Raw genomic sequence first — 16,675 nt, 5'->3', positions numbered from 1 at the left:
CACCACGAAGCGGGGCCCGGTGGACGCCGGGCCCCGCTTCGTCGTCAGCCGCACGCTCGAATGATTCGAGAATGATTCTCATTTGAGTTAGGGTGGTGTCATGATCGCACGCCGTCTGCTCCTCCCTGCCGTCCTCGCCGTCCCCGCGCTCGCGCTCGTGGGATGCGCTTCGGGCGGCGGTGCCGCCGCGGAGGGCGGCTCCGGCGAGGGCGACGGCATCGCCGTCGTGGCCTCGACGAGCGTCTACGCGTCGCTCGCCGAGCAGCTGGTCGGCGACGCGGCCGAAGTGAGCGCGATCGTCGACTCGCCCACACAGGACCCGCACTCCTACGAGGCGACCGCCCGGGATCAGCTCGCCGTCGAAGGTGCCGATCTGGCCATCCTCAACGGCGGCGGCTACGACCACTTCATGGAGGAGCTCGTCGAGGCCGCCGGCACCGAGCACGTGCTCACGGTCGTCGAGTTCTCGCACGCGTACCCCGGGAACGAGGGGCACGAGGACGGCGACGAGGCCGAGCACGACCACGAGCACGCGGACGAGGCCTCGGCGGACGCGCACGAGGGTCACGACCACATCGAGGGCTTCAACGAGCACGTCTGGTACGACCCGCACACGGTCGCGCACTTCGTCGAGAGCCTCGCGGGAGAGCTCGAGGAGCTGCTCCCGGACGACGCCGACGACATCGCCGCCCGCGAGGAGGCGCTCCTCGCCGACATCGAGGGCCTCGAGGCGTCGCTGCAGACCGTCTCGGACGAGGCGCAGGGTTCGCACGTGTTCTTCACAGAGCCGGTCGGCGGCTACCTCGCCGAGGCGGCCGGGCTCGAGGACGTGACGACCGAGGGATTCGCCGAGGCCGTCGAGGAGGGCCAGGACGTCGCCCCCGCGACCCTGCTCGCCGCCACGAAGGCGATCGAGGGCGGCGACGTCGACGTCGTGGTCGCCAACGCGCAGACCGGCGGCGCGGAGACCGCGCGCATCATCGAGACGGCGGAGGGCGCCGACGTGCCGGTGGTCGAGTACGCGGAGACGCTTCCCGAGGGCGAGACGTACGTCTCGTGGATGGCGTCGAACGTATCCGCGCTGCAGGACGCGCTGACGAGCGGCGAGTGAGTTCGTCCGGCCTTCGCATCGACCTCGGAGAACGATTATCAGTAGGGGATAGGGTGAGGACCATGTCCGCACCCGTCCTCGAGATCTCCGGCGCAGCCCTGCGCCTGCGCGGACGCGAGCTCTGGTCGGGGCTCGACCTGGCCATCCAGCCGGGGGAGTTCGTCGCCGTGCTCGGGCCCAGCGGGTCCGGGAAGACGACTCTGCTGCGCGCGATCCTGGGCCTCCGCGAGCTGAGCGCCGGCGCCATCCGCGTCGAGGGGAAGCCGGTGCGGAAGGGCAACCGCCGCATCGGGTACATCCCGCAGCAGCGGCCCTTCACCCCGGGCACGAGCCTGCGGGCGCGCGACCTCGTCGCGCTCGGCGTCAACGGAGCGCGCTTCGGATTCCCGATTCCGCGCCGTGGCGACCACGCCCGTGTCGACGCGCTGCTCGAGGCGGTCGGCGCCACGCGCTACGCCGACGACCCGGTGGGATCCCTCTCCGGCGGCGAGCAGCAGCGGCTGCGGGTGGGGCAGGCGCTTGCCGACGCCCCCGCTCTGCTGCTGTGCGACGAGCCGCTGTCGAGCCTCGACCTCGCCAACCAGCGCGCCGTGACCGCGATCATCGACCGGGAGCGTCGCGAGCACGGCGCGGCGGTGCTGTTCGTGACGCACGACGTGAACCCGATCCTCGAGTCCGTCGACCGCATCCTCTACATCGCCGGCGGGCGCTTCACCTTCGGGTCGCCCGCGGAGGTGCTGCGCACCGAGGTGCTGAGCGAGCTGTACGGCGCACCCGTCGAGGTGCTGCGCGCGGGCGGCCGGCTCGTGGTCGTCGGCATCCCCGACGCCGAGCCGCACCATCCGCACGAGCACCACGACCACGATCACCACCACGACGCGGAGGCGCACGCATGAGGGTGCCCGGTGTCGCCTGGAGTGACGTCTTCTCGTTCGACGACTACGGCGCCCTGCTGCAGCTGGTGTCGAACTCCGTCATCGCCGCCGCAGCGCTCGGCATCGTCGGCGGGCTGATCGGCGTCTTCATCATGCAGCGCGACATGGCCTTCGCCGTGCACGGCGTGAGCGAGCTCTCCTTCGCCGGCGCCGCCGCCGCGCTCCTCTTCGGCGGCAGCGTCGTCGTGGGCTCCCTGCTCGGCGCGGTCGTCGCGGCGCTGATCATCGGAGCCCTGGGGTCTCGCGCTCGCGACCGCAACTCCGTCGTCGGCGTGCTCATGCCCTTCGGGCTCGGTCTCGGCATCCTCTTCCTGTCGCTCTACGAGGGCCGCAGCGCCAACCGGTTCAGCCTGCTGACCGGCCAGATCGTGTCGGTGTCGAACCCCGACCTCGGCTGGCTCATCGTCATCAGCTCGGTCGTGTTCCTCGGGCTGCTCCTCATCTGGAACCCGCTCCGATTCGACTCGCTCGATCCGCAGTCCGCCGAGGCGCGCGGCGTGCCCACCCGCCGCGTGAGCATCCTGTTCATGCTGCTCCTCGGGCTCATCGTCGCGGTGGCCGTCCACATCATCGGCGCGCTCCTCGTGATGGCGCTGCTCGTCACCCCCGCCGCCGCCGCCATGCGCGTCAGCCACGGTCCGCTTGCGGTGCCGCTGCTGTCGGCGCTGTTCGGCCTGGTCTCCGCGGTGGGCGGCATCCTCCTCGCCATCGCGGGCACGCTCCCGGTCAGCCCGTACATCACGACGATCTCGTTCGCGATCTGGGGCGTCTGCCGTCTCATCTCGTGGCGCCGTGATCGGGCGGTGCGCAGCGCCGAGGAAGCCGACCTCGACATCGCCGTCCCGGCCGCCGCATAGCGGCGCCGCCTAGAATCGACACATGGCTCAGCGGAACACCTGGCAGCGCGAGCGCGTGCGCGATGCGCTCAGCGGCGCCGAGGGATTCGTGAGCGCCCAGGCGCTGCACGCCTCCCTCCGTGCGGAGGAGACCGGCATCGGCCTCGCCACGGTGTACCGCGCTCTTGCCGGCCTCACCGCCACGGGCGAGGCCGACACCCTGCAGAGCCCCGAGGGCGAGGCGCTCTACCGCGCATGCTCGCAGGGGCACCACCATCACCTGATCTGCCGCCGCTGCGGCCGCGCCGTCGAGATCGAGGCGCCGCCCGTGGAGCGGTGGGCGCAGGAGACGGCCGCGCAGCACGGGTTCCGCGACGCCGAGCACATGGTCGACATCTTCGGCGTCTGCGCCGAGTGCGCCGCGAAGGACTCCGCGGACGCCGCGAAGAAGGACGACGCGTCGGCGTGACCTCCGCCCCCGTCCGCGAGCGCACCGCGCAGCAGCGACCGCCCCGGCTGGCGGTCGGCCTGGCGCTGGGCGCCGCCGCGGTCGTCGCGCTGTTTCTCATCGACGCGCTCGCACCCGCCCTCTTCCCCGACTCGCTCCCCACCCGCGCGCAGGACGGCCTGACGCTCGCGCTCAGCGTGCTCATCGAGTCGCTGCCGTTCGTCGTGCTCGGCGTGCTGCTGTCGATCGCGGTGCAGGTGTGGGTGCCGGCCCACGTCATCGAGCGCGTGCTGCCCCGGCGCGGATGGGCGCGGCGCGCCGTGCTGTCGCTGCTCGGCATGCTCATCCCCGTATGCGAATGCGGGAATGTGCCGTTCGCCCGAGGGCTCCTCATGCGCGGGCTGACCCCGGCCGATGCGCTGACGTTCCTCGTCGCCGCGCCGATCGTGAACCCGATCGTCATCCTCACCACCCACCAGGCCTTCGGGTGGGACGGCGGCATCCTCGTCGCCCGCCTGCTCGGCGGCTACCTCATCGCCAATCTCATCGGCTGGCTCTACAGCCGCCATCCCGACCCCGAGCTGATCCTCACCGACCGGTTCCGCGAGACCTGCGAGGTCGTCGCGGGCGAGCAGGGCGACCGCGCGCGCCGCAGCCTCGCCCAGTTCGTCGTCGAGCTGCGCGCGGTCATGCCCGCGCTCGTCATCGGCTCCGCGCTCGCCGGGGCCGTGCAGGTGCTGATCCCGCGCAGCGTGCTCGTGGCGGTCGGCTCCAATCCGGTGCTGTCGATCGTCGCGATGATGCTGCTGGCGATGACCGTGGCGATCTGCTCGAACGTCGACTCGTTCTTCGCCCTGTCGTTCGCCTCGACGTTCTCATCGGGCTCGCTCGTCGCCTTCCTCCTCGTCGGCCCGCTCGTCGACGTGAAGATGCTCGCGCTCATGCGCACCACCTTCACCGGCCGCGTGCTCGCGGGCATCGTCGCCGTCGTCCTGCTGTCGGCGTTCGTCATCGGAGTCGGGGTGAACCTCCTTGCGTGACGAGACGACCGAGCGGATGGCGACGGCCCGGATGGCGGGAGCGCGCTGGCTGGGCGTCGGCCTGGCGGCGGTGCTCGCGGCGGTCACCCTGGGCCTCGCCGTCACGGGTCGCCTGCAGCTCTACATCAACCCTGCGCAGGCGTGGTTCGCGGTCGGGATGGCCGTGCTCGCGCTGGCGGGAGCGGTCTGGTCGTGCACGCTGCCCCTCGGCGCGGAGAACGACCACGGCCACGATCACGGGCACGGCGCGGCCGACGACCCTGCGCACGGCGACCACGCCCACGGCGGGGACTCCGCGCGCTCCACACGCACGCGCCGGCGGACGCCCCGCCGTCTCGCGGGCGGCGCGCTCGTCGTCGCCGGCGGCGTCATCGCCTCCGCGGTCGCGGTCGCCGCGCTCGTCCTCCCGCCCGCGTCGCTGTCGGTCGACCTCGCGATGGACCGCGACACCGGCACCCCGCCCCTCTTCGGCGGCGCCGACACCGTCACCCTCGCTGCGAGCGGCGACACCAGCTCGTTCGGGATCGGCGAGTGGGCGACCGTGTTCGCCACCGCCACCAACCCCGACGCGTACACGGGGCAGGAGGTCACGCTCACCGGGTTCGTCACCCCCGACGAGGAGACCTCGGGCGTGCGCCTGGGGCGGCTCGTGATCACGCACTGCGTCATCGACGCGCAGCCCGCTTCGATCCCCGTCGCCTCCGGGGGCGCCGGGCTCGGCGCCGACGAGGCGGACCTCGAGGCCGGGCAGTGGATCGAGGTCGAGGGGACCATCACGGCGGACGCCGCGGGGGCGCTGTCCGTCGAGCCGACCGCCATCACCCCCATCGACGAGCCGGAAGACCCGTATGAGTACTGACGGACCCCGCCGCGAGCGCGCACCTCGTCGCCGCTCCCGCCGGTTCGCCGGCGCTCTGCTCGCGGTGATCGGCGGCCTCGCAGTCCTCGCCGGCGGCGGTGCCGCGGTCAGCCTCACGCAGGGACCCCGCGTGACCTCCGTCGAGGTCGACCCCGACGCCGCTGTGGAGGCATCCGGCACCCGTCTCGTGCTCACCGCCGACCAGGCGCTGTCGGAGATCGACCCGGGGCAGGTCACCGTCAGCCCGGAGACCCCGTTCACCATCGACGCGGTGGGGCGGATGGTCGGGGTGCGGTTCACGGTCCCCCTCGACGACGCGACCGACTACACCGTGACCATCGACGACGCCGAGAGCGTCGGCGGCGGCCCGGCGGCGACGCTCGAGGCGTCGTTCACGACCCCCGCGGCGGAGATCTTCCTGCTGCAGCGGAATCCCGACGGCGACGACACCGTGTTCCGCAGCGGCCTGTCGGGCGACGAGGCCGTGCCCGTCTACAGCGCGCCCGCGATCGACGACTTCCGCGTCTCCGGGGAGCACCTCGTCGTCTCCGTCCGCAAGGGGGACGCATCGGCGCTGTACGTCGCCGACCTCGACGGGTCGGACGCCCGGGAGATGACCCTCCCGGGCGAGGGCACCGTGACGGGCCTGCAGGTCTCCACGCGCGGAGAGCTCGTCGGCTACACGTACACCGACCTCGCGCTGAGTGAGACGGAGGGACGCGCGAGCGTGCTCTTCACCGCGGACCTCCGCGACCCGGAGGCCGACCCGCAGCCGCTCCTCGTCGGCGACGAGCAGCCGAGCATCGCGAGCTGGCGCTTCGTGCCCGACGCCTCGGCGCTGCTCTTCGTCGACTTCGCGGGCGACCTCATCGTCTACGACCCGGCGGCGGCCGAGCCCGCGCCCACCGCCCTCGGCACGGCGTTCGCGATCGACGCGGTGAGCCGCGGCACGTACACGGCGTTCGTCGAGCGCCTCGACGCCGCCGGCGGCGTCCAGCTCGACCTCACCACGGGCGAGGAGACGCCGCTCGTCGCACCGGATGAGGACCTCGGCCAGCTCGGACGGGTGCTCCCGGTGCCGGGCGGGGGCACGCTCCGGCAGTACGTGCGCTTCGGCGGCGACCAGCTGCCGGAGGCCCAGGGGGCGGCGTACGTCGACGACGAGGGCGCTGTGACCCCGCTGTTCGAGGCGACGGGGAGCGACGGCCTGCTGCAGACCTGCGTCTCGCCGAGCGGGCGCTACGCGGCGACGCTCGTCGCGCCGGATCTCCGCACCAATCCCTACGACAGCGAGTCGCTGCAGCCGCTGCCGGGCGAGCTGCGCACGCACATCGTGGAGATCGCCACGGGCGAGGAGGTCTCCGTGCTCTCCGGATTCGGCATCAGCTGGTGCGATGTGGGTCCTTGGGACGGAGCGATGGGATGAGCGACTTCCACGATGTGAGCCGCGAGGAGCTGCTCGCCCTGCCGATCGAGGTCGCGCCGCGACTGCTCGGGGGCCTGCTCACCACGGTCGTCGACGGCGACGAGGTGACGGTGCGCATCACCGAGGTGGAGGCGTACCACGGTCGGGGCACGGGCGACGTCCCCGACGCCGGATCGCATGCGCGGATGGGCCCGACCGCCCGCAACGCCACCATGTGGGGCGAGCCCGGCCACCTCTACGTCTACCTCAGTCACGGCATCCACAGCTGCGCCAACGTCGTCTGCGGCGCGGCGGGCACCGCCGGCGGAGTGCTGCTGCGCGCGGGCGAGATCGTGCGGGGAGTCGACGTCGCGCGGCGCCGCCGGGAGGAGCGAGGCGTCGCCCGCACCGACCGCGACCTCGCCCGCGGTCCGGGCCGCCTCGGTGACGCGATCGGCCTGCGTCATGCGGCGCACAACGGCATCGACCTCGTCGACGGCGCCCCGCAGGCGGGAGCGGTGGCACGCCTGCGGCTCCTCGATGTCCCGCCGGTCTGCGAAGCCGGTCCGCGCGTCGGCGTCGCCGGTGAAGCCGGCACGAGCGCCTTCCCCTGGCGGTTCTGGATCCCCGGAGACCCCACCGTCTCGCCCTTCCGGTTCGGTCGGGGCGCTGCCGATGCTGAGCGTTCCCTCCGTTTCTAGACGACCGGTCTAATTCGGGCGTAGCCTCGAGGCATGCCCCGGACCGAGAGAGCGCAGCTCGCGCGCGACGCCATCCTCGCGACCGGCGAGGACCTCATGCGCGACAAGGGCTTCGTCGGCCTGGGTCTGCAGGAGATCCTCGGCGCGTGCGGCGTGCCGAAGGGGTCGTTCTATCACTACTTCGCGTCCAAGGAGGCGTTCGGTGTCGCCGTGCTCGAGCGGCACGTCGAGCGCTACCTCGCGGCGATGCAGGCGGTTCTCGACGAGCAGGATGGCTCCGCTCGCGCGCGGATCCGCCACCTCGCGGAGGCGTGGGCAGGGCAGGCGGGGGAGGCGTCGGCCGAGCGCTGCCTGGTCGTGAAGCTGTCGGCCGAGGTCGCCGACTTCTCCGAGCCGCTGCGGTGCGCGCTCGACGACGGCGTCCGTCGCGTCGTCGACCTCCTCGCCGCCGCCGTCACCGCGGGATACGCCGACGGCTCCATCCCCGAGCGCCGACCCGCGGCGGATCTCGGCGCGTCGCTCTACCAGCTGTGGCTCGGCGCCGCGCTCGTCGACCGGCTCCGCCGCGACCGCGAGCCCTTCCGGTCCGCTCTCCTCACCACCGACATCCTCACCTCCTAGCCCATCCGGGCCATCCGCCCGCCCCGACAGAAAGGCCGCACCATGCGCGCACTCACCCACTCCTCCTTCGGCGAGGCGACCGACGTCCTCGAGGTGACCGAGGCTCCGCTTCCCGAGCCCGGCGCCGGGCAGGTGCGCGTGCGCACCGTGCTCACGCCCATCCACAACCACGACCTGTGGACCATCCGCGGCACCTACGGCTTCAAGCCCGAGCTGCCCGCCCGCGCCGGCACCGAGGCGCTCGGCGTCGTCGACGCGCTCGGCGAGGGCGTCGACTCCCTGGCGGTGGGGCAGCGCGTGGTGACCGGCGGGACCTTCGGCGTCTGGGCCGAGGCGTTCGTCGCCGACGCGGCCGGGCTCATCCCGGTGCCCGAGGCGATCGCCGACGAGACCGCCGCCCAGCTCGTGGCGATGCCGTTCAGCGCGCTGAGCCTGCTGGACTTCCTCGAGGTGCAGGAGGGCGACTGGATCGCGCAGAACACCGCCAACGGCGCCGTCGGCCGCCTCGTCGCGCAGTTCGCCCGGGCACGCGGTGTGCGCGTGCTGGGGCTGGTGCGGCGCGACGCGGGCATCGAGGAGCTCGCCGCCATCGGCATCCACGACGTCGTCTCCACGGAGGACGAGGGATGGCGCGAGCGCGTGGAGGCCATCCTCGACGGTGCGACGCCCAAGGCCGCGGTCGACTCGGTGGGCGGCTCGTCGGCGGGCGATCTCCTCTCGCTGCTCGGCGAGGGCGGCACGCTGGTGTCGTTCGGCGCGATGGGATCGGGGAAGCTCGAGCTCTCCTCCGGCGACCTCATCTTCAAGCAGGCCACCGTGCGGGGCTTCTGGGGCAACCGCGTGAGCGCGAGCATGGCGCCGGAGAAGCGTCGCGCTCTCATGGGCGAGCTCTTCCAGCGCGTGGGGTCGGGCGAGGTCGAGCTGCCGGTCGAGGCCGTGTTCTCCTTCGACGACGCGCGGGAGGCGGCAGCAGCCAGCGCGCAGCCGGGCCGCTCTGGCAAGGTGCTGCTGCGCCCCTGAGCCGGTTCGGTCGACACGCCCGGGTGTGCTAGGCTCGTCGTTTGTCTGCACGCACTCCTGCGTGCAGTTCGTGCGGCTCCATTCGTACACAGCCCGGTCTCCGGGTGGATGACGGCCGCGCAGACAAGAGATCTTGGGTGGGGCCGTCCGGCTCCACGGTAGTGAAGGAGTGAACCATGGCTGCTGTGTGCCAGGTGACCGGTGCCGTTCCCGGCTTCGGTCACAATGTCTCGCACTCGCACCGACGGACGAAGCGCCGCTTCGACCCGAACGTGCAGAAGAAGACGTACTACGTCGCGTCGCTGGGCCGCAAGGTCACGCTGAACGTGTCGGCTAAGGGCATCAAGACCATCGACGCCCGTGGCATCGAGTCGGTCGTCAAGGACCTCCTCGCGAAGGGTGTGAAGCTCTAATGGCGAAGAAGGCTCAGGACGTCCGTCCCATCATCAAGCTGCGTTCGACCGCGGGCACGGGCTACACGTACGTGACCAAGAAGAACCGCCGCAACAACCCCGACCGCCTCGTGCTGAAGAAGTACGACCCGGTCGTGCGCAAGCACGTCGACTTCCGCGAGGAGCGTTAATCATGGCGAAGAAGAGCAAGATCGCTCGCAACGAGCAGCGCAAGGTGATCGTCGACCGCTACGCGGCGAAGCGCCTCGAGCTGAAGAAGCAGCTCGTCGACCCGAACGCGTCGGACGAGGTCCGCGAGGCCGCGCGCGTGGGCCTGCAGAAGCTGCCCCGCAACGCGTCGCCGGTGCGTCTGCGTTCGCGCGACGTCATCGACGGCCGCCCCCGCGGCGTGCTGACGAAGTTCGGCATCTCGCGTGTCCGCTTCCGCGACATGGCGCACCGGGGCGAGCTGCCCGGCGTGACCAAGTCGAGCTGGTAAGCACCCGCTTCGAGAAGAGGGCGGGACTCCTTCGGGAGTCCCGCCCTCTTCCGCGTCTCCGGCCGCGTATTCCGCGAGTTCCGCACCACCGACTGCCGGGCCGTCGCGTTCGATGGTGCTGAACTCGCCGATAGGGTCCGCATTCCGCGAGAACGGCACTACCGACTCCCGGGCCCTCGCGCTCGGTGGTGCCGAACTCGTCGATACGGCCCGCATCCCACGAGAACGGCACCACCGAACGGCCGCGCCCCGCGACTCGGCGACCCAAGTCGTCACACCCGCCCCATCCGTCACAGCCGTCACACGACACGCCGACCGAATCTGGCCCATCTGCCCGAGAATCCGCGGAATCATGCGGGTCGTTGGTACATTCGACACGGTCGCAAGACCACCGGAGGCAATCGTCGCCGGTCCACACGAACGTCGCGGCGTCCTCACGCCGCTGGAGGATGACATGGCCGACAAGACCATCACCAAGACCGAGCTCGTCGCGAGCATCGCCAGCGCCACGGGCCAGAGCCAGTCCGCCGTCTCCGGCGTGCTCGACGCCCTGTTCACCTCGGTCTCCGAGTCCGTCGCCAAGGGTGCGAAGGTCTCGATCCCCGGCTGGATCGCGTTCGAGCAGGTCGACACCGCCGCGCGCACGGGCCGCAACCCGCAGACCGGCGACGAGATCGCCATCCCCGCCGGCAAGCGCGTCAAGGTGACCGCCGGCTCGAAGCTGAAGGCCGCCGTCAAGTAAGACGCCTGCCGCGAGAGGGGGCCGTCCATCCGGGCGGCCCCCTCTCGGCGTCCCCGGCCTCCCGCGTCGGGGAACCACCCAGCACCGCGCGCCTAGGGTTGAAGAGTGAACGCGCGCGCGCTGCGGGCCGCAGGGCCCCTCATCCTCATGGCCGCCGCCGTCATCGCGGTGATCGTGGGCCTGGCCGTCGGCGGCGGTGCGGCCCCCCGCTTCACCGCCGACCCCGGCGCCTTCGTCCGCTGGGGGCTCCCGGTCGCGAAGCTCGTCGTCAACCTCTCCGCCGCGGCCATGCTCGGCGCCCTCGTGCTGGCGCTGTTCGGCCTGCGCGCGCAGGAGAAGGAGTTCGACGTCGCGCTCGACATGGCGTCGATCGGCGCGGCCGTCCTGACCCTGGCCAGCGGCACCGTCGGCTTCCTCACCTTCCTGTCGTCGTTCAACCCGCAGCTCAGCCTCGGTGCGGAGTTCGGTGCGCAGCTCGGCCGCTTCCTCGTCGACACCGAGCTCGGCAGCGCGTGGCTCCTCACCACCGTCCTCGCGGCGATCGTCACGGTGCTCGCGTTCGCCATCCGCTCGTGGACGCCCACCCTGCTCACGGCCATCCTCGCCGCCGTGACGCTCGTGCCCATGGCCACGCAGGGGCACTCCGGCGACCTCGCCGATCACAACGCCACCGTCACCGCGCTCCTGCTGCACCTCGTCGGCGCCGCCGTGTGGCTGGGCGGACTCCTCCTCCTCGTGATGGTGCGCCCCGCCCTGCCCGCGGACCGCCTGCACGCCCTCCTGCTGCGCTACTCGTCGCTCGCCCTGGCCGCGTTCATCGTCGTCGCGGTGTCGGGCTACGCGCGCACCCTCGCCTCGATCGGACAGTGGGATCAGCTGCTGACGCCCTACGGCGCGATCCTCGCGGCGAAGATCGTCGCGCTCGTGGCGATGGGCGTGCTCGGCGCGCTCTACCGGCGGCGGCTGCTCGCGAAGGCGTCGGATGGCCGGAGCGCGTTCTGGGGACTGGTCGCGGTGGAGCTCGTCTTCATGGGCATCGCCAGCGGCGCCGCCGCCGCACTCGCCCGCACCGCGCCGCCGGAGGGCGAGCTCGCCGCCCCGCAGACGACACCGGCGGAGATCCTCACCGACGCCCCGCTGCCGCCCGAGCTCACCATCGCCCGCTGGTTCACGGCGTGGGACATCGACCTGCTCTGGGTCTTCGTCGCCGGGTTCGGCATCTTCTTCTACGTCGCGGGCGTGATGCGCCTGCGTCGACGCGGCGACAGCTGGCCGATCCACCGCACGATCCTGTGGGTGCTGGGCCTGCTGCTCCTGGTGTGGGTGACGTGCGGGCCGCTCACCGCCTACGGCGACTACCTCTTCAGCATGCACATGCTGGGCCACATGCTGCTGAGCATGGCCATCCCGCTGCTCCTCGTGCCGGGAGCGCCCGTCACCCTGGCGGCGCGGGCCATCCGCAAGCGCGACGACGGCACCCGCGGCGGACGCGAGTGGATCCTCTGGGCCGTCCACAGCCCCTTCGCGCGCGTGATCACGCACCCGCTCGTCGCGGCCGGCATCTTCATCGGGTCGCTGTGGCTGTTCTACTACTCCGACCTCTTCCGCTGGTCGCTCTACGACCACCTGGGGCACGAGTGGATGATCGTGCACTTCCTGCTGTCGGGGTACCTGTTCGTGATGATCCTCGTCGGCATCGACCCGGTCCCGTACCGGCTGCCGTACGCGGGGCGCCTCGTGATCCTCATCGTGACGATGGCGATGCACGCGTTCTTCGGCATCTCGATCATGAGCCACTCCGGGCTCATGGCCGCGGAGTGGTTCGGGTCGCTCGGTCGCACCTGGGGCGCGTCGCCCCTCGACGACCAGTACACCGGCGGCGGCATCGCATGGTCGATCGGCGAGATCCCGACGCTCATCACGGCCGTGATCGTGGCCATCCAGTGGAGCCGCAGCGACGAGCGCACGCAGCGCCGCGCCGACCGTCACGCCGACCGCACCGGCGACGCCGAGCTCGAGGAGTACAACGCGCGGCTCGCGAAGATCGCCGAGCGGGACCGCGCGCGCGGCCTCTGACCCGGTCAGACGTCGGGCGACCCGATGCGGATGGCCGCCGATCCGTCGGCGAGGACGTCGATCGTCCCGTCGACGGTGAAGGTCACGTCCTGGCTGATGTGGAACACCGAGCCGTCATAGATCGACGCCACGTCCATCTCGATGTGCGCGATGGCGCCGGCCGGGGCGATCGCCCAGTAGGCCTCGTGGGGCACGACCATCACGTTCGGCTGGGTCACGATCGACCAGACCGGCGGCGTGAGGACGCGCTCGTACGTCTCGTAGCCGAACGGGCATCCGGCGGGCTTCAGCACCTGCTGCTCGGTGCAGCGATCGAGGAACGCGTGCACCTGCTCGGTGATGATGTCGTTGAACTCGGGGGTGGGGCTCGCCTGCACCTCGACGGGCACCGGCCGCAGCGGCACCTCGGCCAGCACGCGCACCGGCTCGGCCTCCGCGGCGGCCGTGTCCACCGACACCTGGTAGGCGCCGGGGGTGAAGACGAGCAGCGGCACCGGATCCAGCGGCTGGGCGTCCACGCCGTCGGCCGACACCTGCCGCTTGTCGAGCTCGAAGCGGTTGACGGTGAAGCGCATGGAGCCGCGGACCGTGACGTCGACGACGGCGAGCGGGGTGGTCTCGAAGCGCCACGCGGGCACCACACCCGACCAGCCGTCCTGCTCGACGCGGAAGGTGGAGCGCCCGTCCGCCCCCTCCGCGCGGTAGGTGACGGTCACCTCCACGACGTCGCCGGTGCGGTGCGCGTCGACGACCTCGACATCGCCGAGGTCGTCCGGCAGCGCGGATTCCCGCAGCAGCGCGTCGCTCACGGTCGCGGGGATGCCGGCGGCCTCGAGATCCGCGGAGTCGACCGCGACTCCCGGCACCCGCAGCGCATCGGCGGCCCGGCCGTCCGCGAGAAGACCCACGTAGCGCTCGACGAACGCCTCCGGACCCCAGAACGCGCGGTAGAGCGACGCGAACCCGGCCGCGATCGCGGCAACCAGCAGCAGTCCGATGACGACGAAGCCGACGGCCTCGGCCATCCGCGAACCCCGCCGACGCGCGCGCTCGCGGCGCGGCGGAACCGGGGCGCCGTCGACCTCGGGCGCCGCGACGGCGCTGTCCGGGGTCGCCTGCTCCATGCCGCCAGTCTAGGAACGCGCACCCGCGCGCATCCTGCATGACGGGGCGCCGGTCGCGCATGTGGATGGCGCAGGTCGCGCCCCGATGCGTTTCGTACCATGGAGGGGTGACCGCACCTGCTCTGTCGGCGGAGCAGGAAGCCCTGTTCCGCCTCATCGAGGACACGCGCGAGCATGTCTTCATCACGGGGCGCGCCGGCACCGGCAAATCGACCCTGCTGCGCCATCTGACCTGGAACACGAGCAAGCAGATCGCCATCTGCGCGCCCACGGGCGTGGCCGCTCTCAACGTCGAGGGCCAGACCATCCACTCGCTGTTCAAGCTCCCCATCGGCCTCATCGCCGACCAGGACCTCGAGCAGAGCGACGCCACGCGCAAGCTGCTGAACGCCATCGACACGCTCGTCATCGACGAGATCTCGATGGTGAACGCCGACCTCATGGATGGCATCGACCGGTCGCTGCGGCAGGCGCGCGGGCGCCGCCGCGAGCCCTTCGGCGGGGTGCAGGTGGTGATGTTCGGCGACCCGTATCAGCTGGCGCCGGTTCCGCCCCGCGGCGACGAGGCGCGGTACATCCAGGACCACTACCGGTCGTTCTGGTTCTTCGACGCGCACGTCTGGGCGGGGATCGAGCCCGGCGGCGACGGCCTCATCGACCTCGGGCGGCACGGTGCGGAGCTGCACATCCGAGAGCTGACGCACATCCACCGCCAGTCCGACGACGGCTTCAAGGCGATGCTGAACGCGGTGCGGTACGGCCGCGTGACGGCCGATATCGCCGAGACGCTGAACCGGGCCGGTGCGCGGACCCCGCCGTCCGACCCCTCCGACCCCGTCATCACCCTCGCGACCCGCAACGACCGCGTCAACGCGATCAATGCGACCCATCTCGCGGCTCTGAAGGGGCGCGAGCAGACGGCGAAGGCCGACATCAGCGGCGACTTCGGCCGCGGCGACGTGTATCCCGCCGACGACGAGCTGAAGCTCAAGGTGGGGGCGCAGGTGATGTTCCTGCGCAACGACATCGCCGGCCCGGATGGCCCGCGCTGGGTGAACGGGACGATCGGCACGGTCACGCGCATCCTGGGCGACTCCGTGCGGGTGGACGTCGACGGCGAGGAGTTCGACGTGGAGCCGACGGTGTGGGAGAAGCACCGGTACTCCTACGACGCCGCGACGAAGAAGCTCAGCCGCGACGTCGTGGCGGAGTTCACGCAGTTCCCGCTGCGGCTCGCATGGGCGGTGACCATCCACAAGTCGCAGGGCAAGACGTACGACCGGGCGATCGTCGACCTCGGATCCGGGGCGTTCGCGCCGGGGCAGACGTACGTCGCGCTCAGCCGCCTCACGTCGCTCGAAGGGCTCTACCTCACCCGGCCGCTGCGGCCATCCGACATCCGGGTGGATGAGGACGTGCGCCGCTTCATGCGCGCGGCGTGGGAGCGGGACGCCGCCGGCATGCGCTCCGCCGCCCGCTCCTGACCTGCCGGGCCGCGCCGGGACACAGAACGTCACGGTTCTGCAACCCTCCCCGGAAGGCGCGCACCCGCCGCCTAGACTCGTCGCAGAGCAACTGGGGGGTTGTGGAATGCTGACATCCACGGTGCGCACGGGACTGCGGCGAGCGGGCGCCGCTCTCGCGGGAGCCGTCGCGATCGCGCTCATGGCCACGGGGTGCACGGCGAGTGCCGCCGTCGCCGGCTCCGAGGTTCCGATCGCGTCGTCCGACCTGCCGGAGAAGACCGTCGAGCGGCTCGAGTCCGCCGTCGATCACGCCATGAAGGCCGCCGGCGCTCCCGGCGCTCTGGCCGCGGTGTGGATCCCGTGGGCGGGCGCCTGGGTCGAGGGCATCGGCACGACCGGTCCCGACTCCGACGAGCCGGTCACCACCGACATGCGCTTCCGGGTCGGCGAGGTCACCCGCGCGATGACGTGCGACGTGCTCCACCGCATGGCCGACGAGGGCACCGTCGAGCTCGACGACCCGCTGACGAAGTGGGTCACGAGCGTCGGGAGCCTCTCCGACGTCACCCTCGAGCAGCTGTGCGACGGCACGTCCGGCCTCGGCGACGGGCGCGACCGGCTCGCCGCCCAGTTCGCCGCCACGCCCCTGCGGGTGTGGAACCCCCGCGAGCTGGCCGCCGGCGGGATGGCCGACCGCAAGCGTCCGGGCGTGGAGGTGCGCGACTCCGACGCGGCCTACCTCCTCCTCGGCATGGCGCTCGAGTCCGCCAGCGGCGAGAGCGCCGACGACCTGTTCGAGAAGCAGCTCGTCGACGAGCTGAACCTCGGCGGCACGTCGCTCCCGGCGCCTCGCGACGTGTCGCCCGGCGACCCCGCCCTGAGCGGATGGCTGTCCGCGGGCGACGACCGCGAGGCCGCGTGCACGGCGCCGAAGGACGTCACCGACGCCTCCTCGAGCATGGGGTTCACCGACTCCGGCGCCACGAGCACGATCGGCGACCTCGCGCGCTTCGGCCAGCACCTCGCGCTGGACGCCGTGGACGACGACGGCGAGCTGACCTCCCGGTGGCAGCACGCGCTGCCCGCCGGCGACGACTCCTACGTGAGCGGCGCGTACATCGCCGGCAGCCTCATCGGGCAGAAGGGCGCATCGCTCGGGTACCTGACGAGCGTCTACGCCGACCCCCAGACCGGCATGACCGTCGCCGTCGCACTCAACAACTCCGCCGCCGGCGCCGACCTCGTCGACGCGCTGGCCAAGGAGCTGGCGGCGATCGCCTCGAAGACGCCGGCGGCGGATGGCCAGAAGCAGCCCGAGTTCGGCCTGCCGTGGACCGCCAAGCAGCTCCGCGAGGTCGTCGCCGACGAGGCCGTCTGCCCCGTCGACTGAGCCGGCGAGG

18 protein-coding genes are annotated in these 16,675 nt (G+C 72.0%); 17 read left to right on the top strand and 1 reads right to left on the bottom strand.

What is annotated here, in order from left to right; translation table 11 throughout:
- Window positions 1-100: 100 nt before the first annotated feature.
- From D7D94_RS10055 to D7D94_RS09985, 15 genes are all read left to right on the top strand, one after another.
- A complete protein-coding gene (locus tag D7D94_RS10055; RefSeq protein WP_156242471.1) occupies window positions 101-1,111 on the top strand; it encodes a metal ABC transporter solute-binding protein, Zn/Mn family in 1,011 nt (336 codons plus the stop codon).
- A 62-nt stretch (window positions 1,112-1,173) separates the two neighbouring features.
- A complete protein-coding gene (locus D7D94_RS10050; protein ID WP_173024295.1) occupies window positions 1,174-2,007 on the top strand; it encodes a metal ABC transporter ATP-binding protein in 834 nt (277 codons plus the stop codon).
- Window positions 2,004-2,903, top strand: coding sequence for a metal ABC transporter permease (locus D7D94_RS10045; RefSeq protein ID WP_156242469.1), 900 nt, complete (start codon window positions 2,004-2,006; stop codon window positions 2,901-2,903). Before D7D94_RS10050 ends, D7D94_RS10045 begins: the two co-directional genes overlap by 4 nt.
- Before the next feature lie 22 nt (window positions 2,904-2,925).
- A complete protein-coding gene (locus tag D7D94_RS10040; RefSeq protein ID WP_156242468.1) occupies window positions 2,926-3,351 on the top strand; it encodes a Fur family transcriptional regulator in 426 nt (141 codons plus the stop codon).
- Entirely contained in the window at window positions 3,348-4,370 is a 1,023-nt protein-coding gene (locus D7D94_RS10035; RefSeq protein WP_156242467.1) for a permease, read from the top strand. The genes D7D94_RS10040 and D7D94_RS10035 overlap by 4 nt, the downstream gene beginning before the upstream one ends.
- Window positions 4,371-4,386: 16 nt before the next feature.
- Window positions 4,387-5,229 carry a TIGR03943 family putative permease subunit gene (locus D7D94_RS10030; RefSeq protein ID WP_173024294.1) on the top strand — a complete coding sequence of 281 codons (843 nt, stop codon included), beginning with the start codon at window positions 4,387-4,389 and terminating at the stop codon, window positions 5,227-5,229.
- On the top strand, window positions 5,219-6,655 hold the full coding sequence (locus D7D94_RS10025) for an Ig-like domain-containing domain (protein WP_156242466.1): 1,437 nt from the start codon (window positions 5,219-5,221) through the stop codon (window positions 6,653-6,655). The genes D7D94_RS10030 and D7D94_RS10025 overlap by 11 nt, the downstream gene beginning before the upstream one ends.
- On the top strand, window positions 6,652-7,335 hold the full coding sequence (locus D7D94_RS10020) for a DNA-3-methyladenine glycosylase (protein ID WP_156242465.1): 684 nt from the start codon (window positions 6,652-6,654) through the stop codon (window positions 7,333-7,335). The genes D7D94_RS10025 and D7D94_RS10020 overlap by 4 nt, the downstream gene beginning before the upstream one ends.
- Before the next feature lie 33 nt (window positions 7,336-7,368).
- Window positions 7,369-7,956 (top strand): TetR/AcrR family transcriptional regulator, encoded by a 588-nt coding sequence (locus tag D7D94_RS10015; protein ID WP_156242464.1) that lies wholly within the window; start codon window positions 7,369-7,371, stop codon window positions 7,954-7,956.
- Between the two features lie 42 nt (window positions 7,957-7,998).
- Window positions 7,999-8,976, top strand: a complete 978-nt coding sequence (locus D7D94_RS10010; RefSeq protein ID WP_156242463.1) for a zinc-binding dehydrogenase — start codon at window positions 7,999-8,001, stop codon at window positions 8,974-8,976.
- Between the two features lie 176 nt (window positions 8,977-9,152).
- On the top strand, window positions 9,153-9,389 hold the full coding sequence (gene rpmB / locus D7D94_RS10005) for a 50S ribosomal protein L28 (RefSeq protein ID WP_156242462.1): 237 nt from the start codon (window positions 9,153-9,155) through the stop codon (window positions 9,387-9,389).
- Window positions 9,389-9,559, top strand: coding sequence for a 50S ribosomal protein L33 (rpmG, locus tag D7D94_RS10000; RefSeq protein WP_155049151.1), 171 nt, complete (start codon window positions 9,389-9,391; stop codon window positions 9,557-9,559). Before rpmB ends, rpmG begins: the two co-directional genes overlap by 1 nt.
- Window positions 9,560-9,561: 2 nt before the next feature.
- Window positions 9,562-9,867, top strand: a complete 306-nt coding sequence (gene rpsN / locus D7D94_RS09995; protein ID WP_156242461.1) for a 30S ribosomal protein S14 — start codon at window positions 9,562-9,564, stop codon at window positions 9,865-9,867.
- Between the two features lie 454 nt (window positions 9,868-10,321).
- A complete protein-coding gene (locus D7D94_RS09990; protein WP_156242460.1) occupies window positions 10,322-10,609 on the top strand; it encodes an HU family DNA-binding protein in 288 nt (95 codons plus the stop codon).
- 147 nt (window positions 10,610-10,756) lie between these two features.
- Window positions 10,757-12,685 (top strand): bifunctional copper resistance protein CopD/cytochrome c oxidase assembly protein, encoded by a 1,929-nt coding sequence (locus D7D94_RS09985; RefSeq protein WP_216648714.1) that lies wholly within the window; start codon window positions 10,757-10,759, stop codon window positions 12,683-12,685.
- 5 nt (window positions 12,686-12,690) lie between these two features.
- On the opposite strand, the gene D7D94_RS09980 is transcribed toward D7D94_RS09985, so the two are convergent.
- Window positions 12,691-13,809, bottom strand: a complete 1,119-nt coding sequence (locus D7D94_RS09980; protein ID WP_156242458.1) for a hypothetical protein — start codon at window positions 13,807-13,809, stop codon at window positions 12,691-12,693.
- A gap of 107 nt (window positions 13,810-13,916) precedes the next feature.
- On the opposite strand from D7D94_RS09980, the gene D7D94_RS09975 reads away from it, so the two are divergent.
- Both D7D94_RS09975 and D7D94_RS09970 read left to right on the top strand, forming a co-directional pair.
- Entirely contained in the window at window positions 13,917-15,293 is a 1,377-nt protein-coding gene (locus tag D7D94_RS09975; protein ID WP_173024293.1) for an ATP-dependent DNA helicase, read from the top strand.
- Between the two features lie 106 nt (window positions 15,294-15,399).
- Window positions 15,400-16,665 carry a serine hydrolase domain-containing protein gene (locus D7D94_RS09970; RefSeq protein WP_173024292.1) on the top strand — a complete coding sequence of 422 codons (1,266 nt, stop codon included), beginning with the start codon at window positions 15,400-15,402 and terminating at the stop codon, window positions 16,663-16,665.
- Window positions 16,666-16,675 lie beyond the last annotated feature (10 nt).

The organism is Microbacterium oryzae, assembly GCF_009735645.1.
In the GTDB taxonomy this organism is placed as follows: Bacteria; Actinomycetota; Actinomycetes; order Actinomycetales; family Microbacteriaceae; genus Microbacterium; species Microbacterium oryzae.
This window is presented reverse-complemented; position numbering and strand designations above follow the sequence as displayed.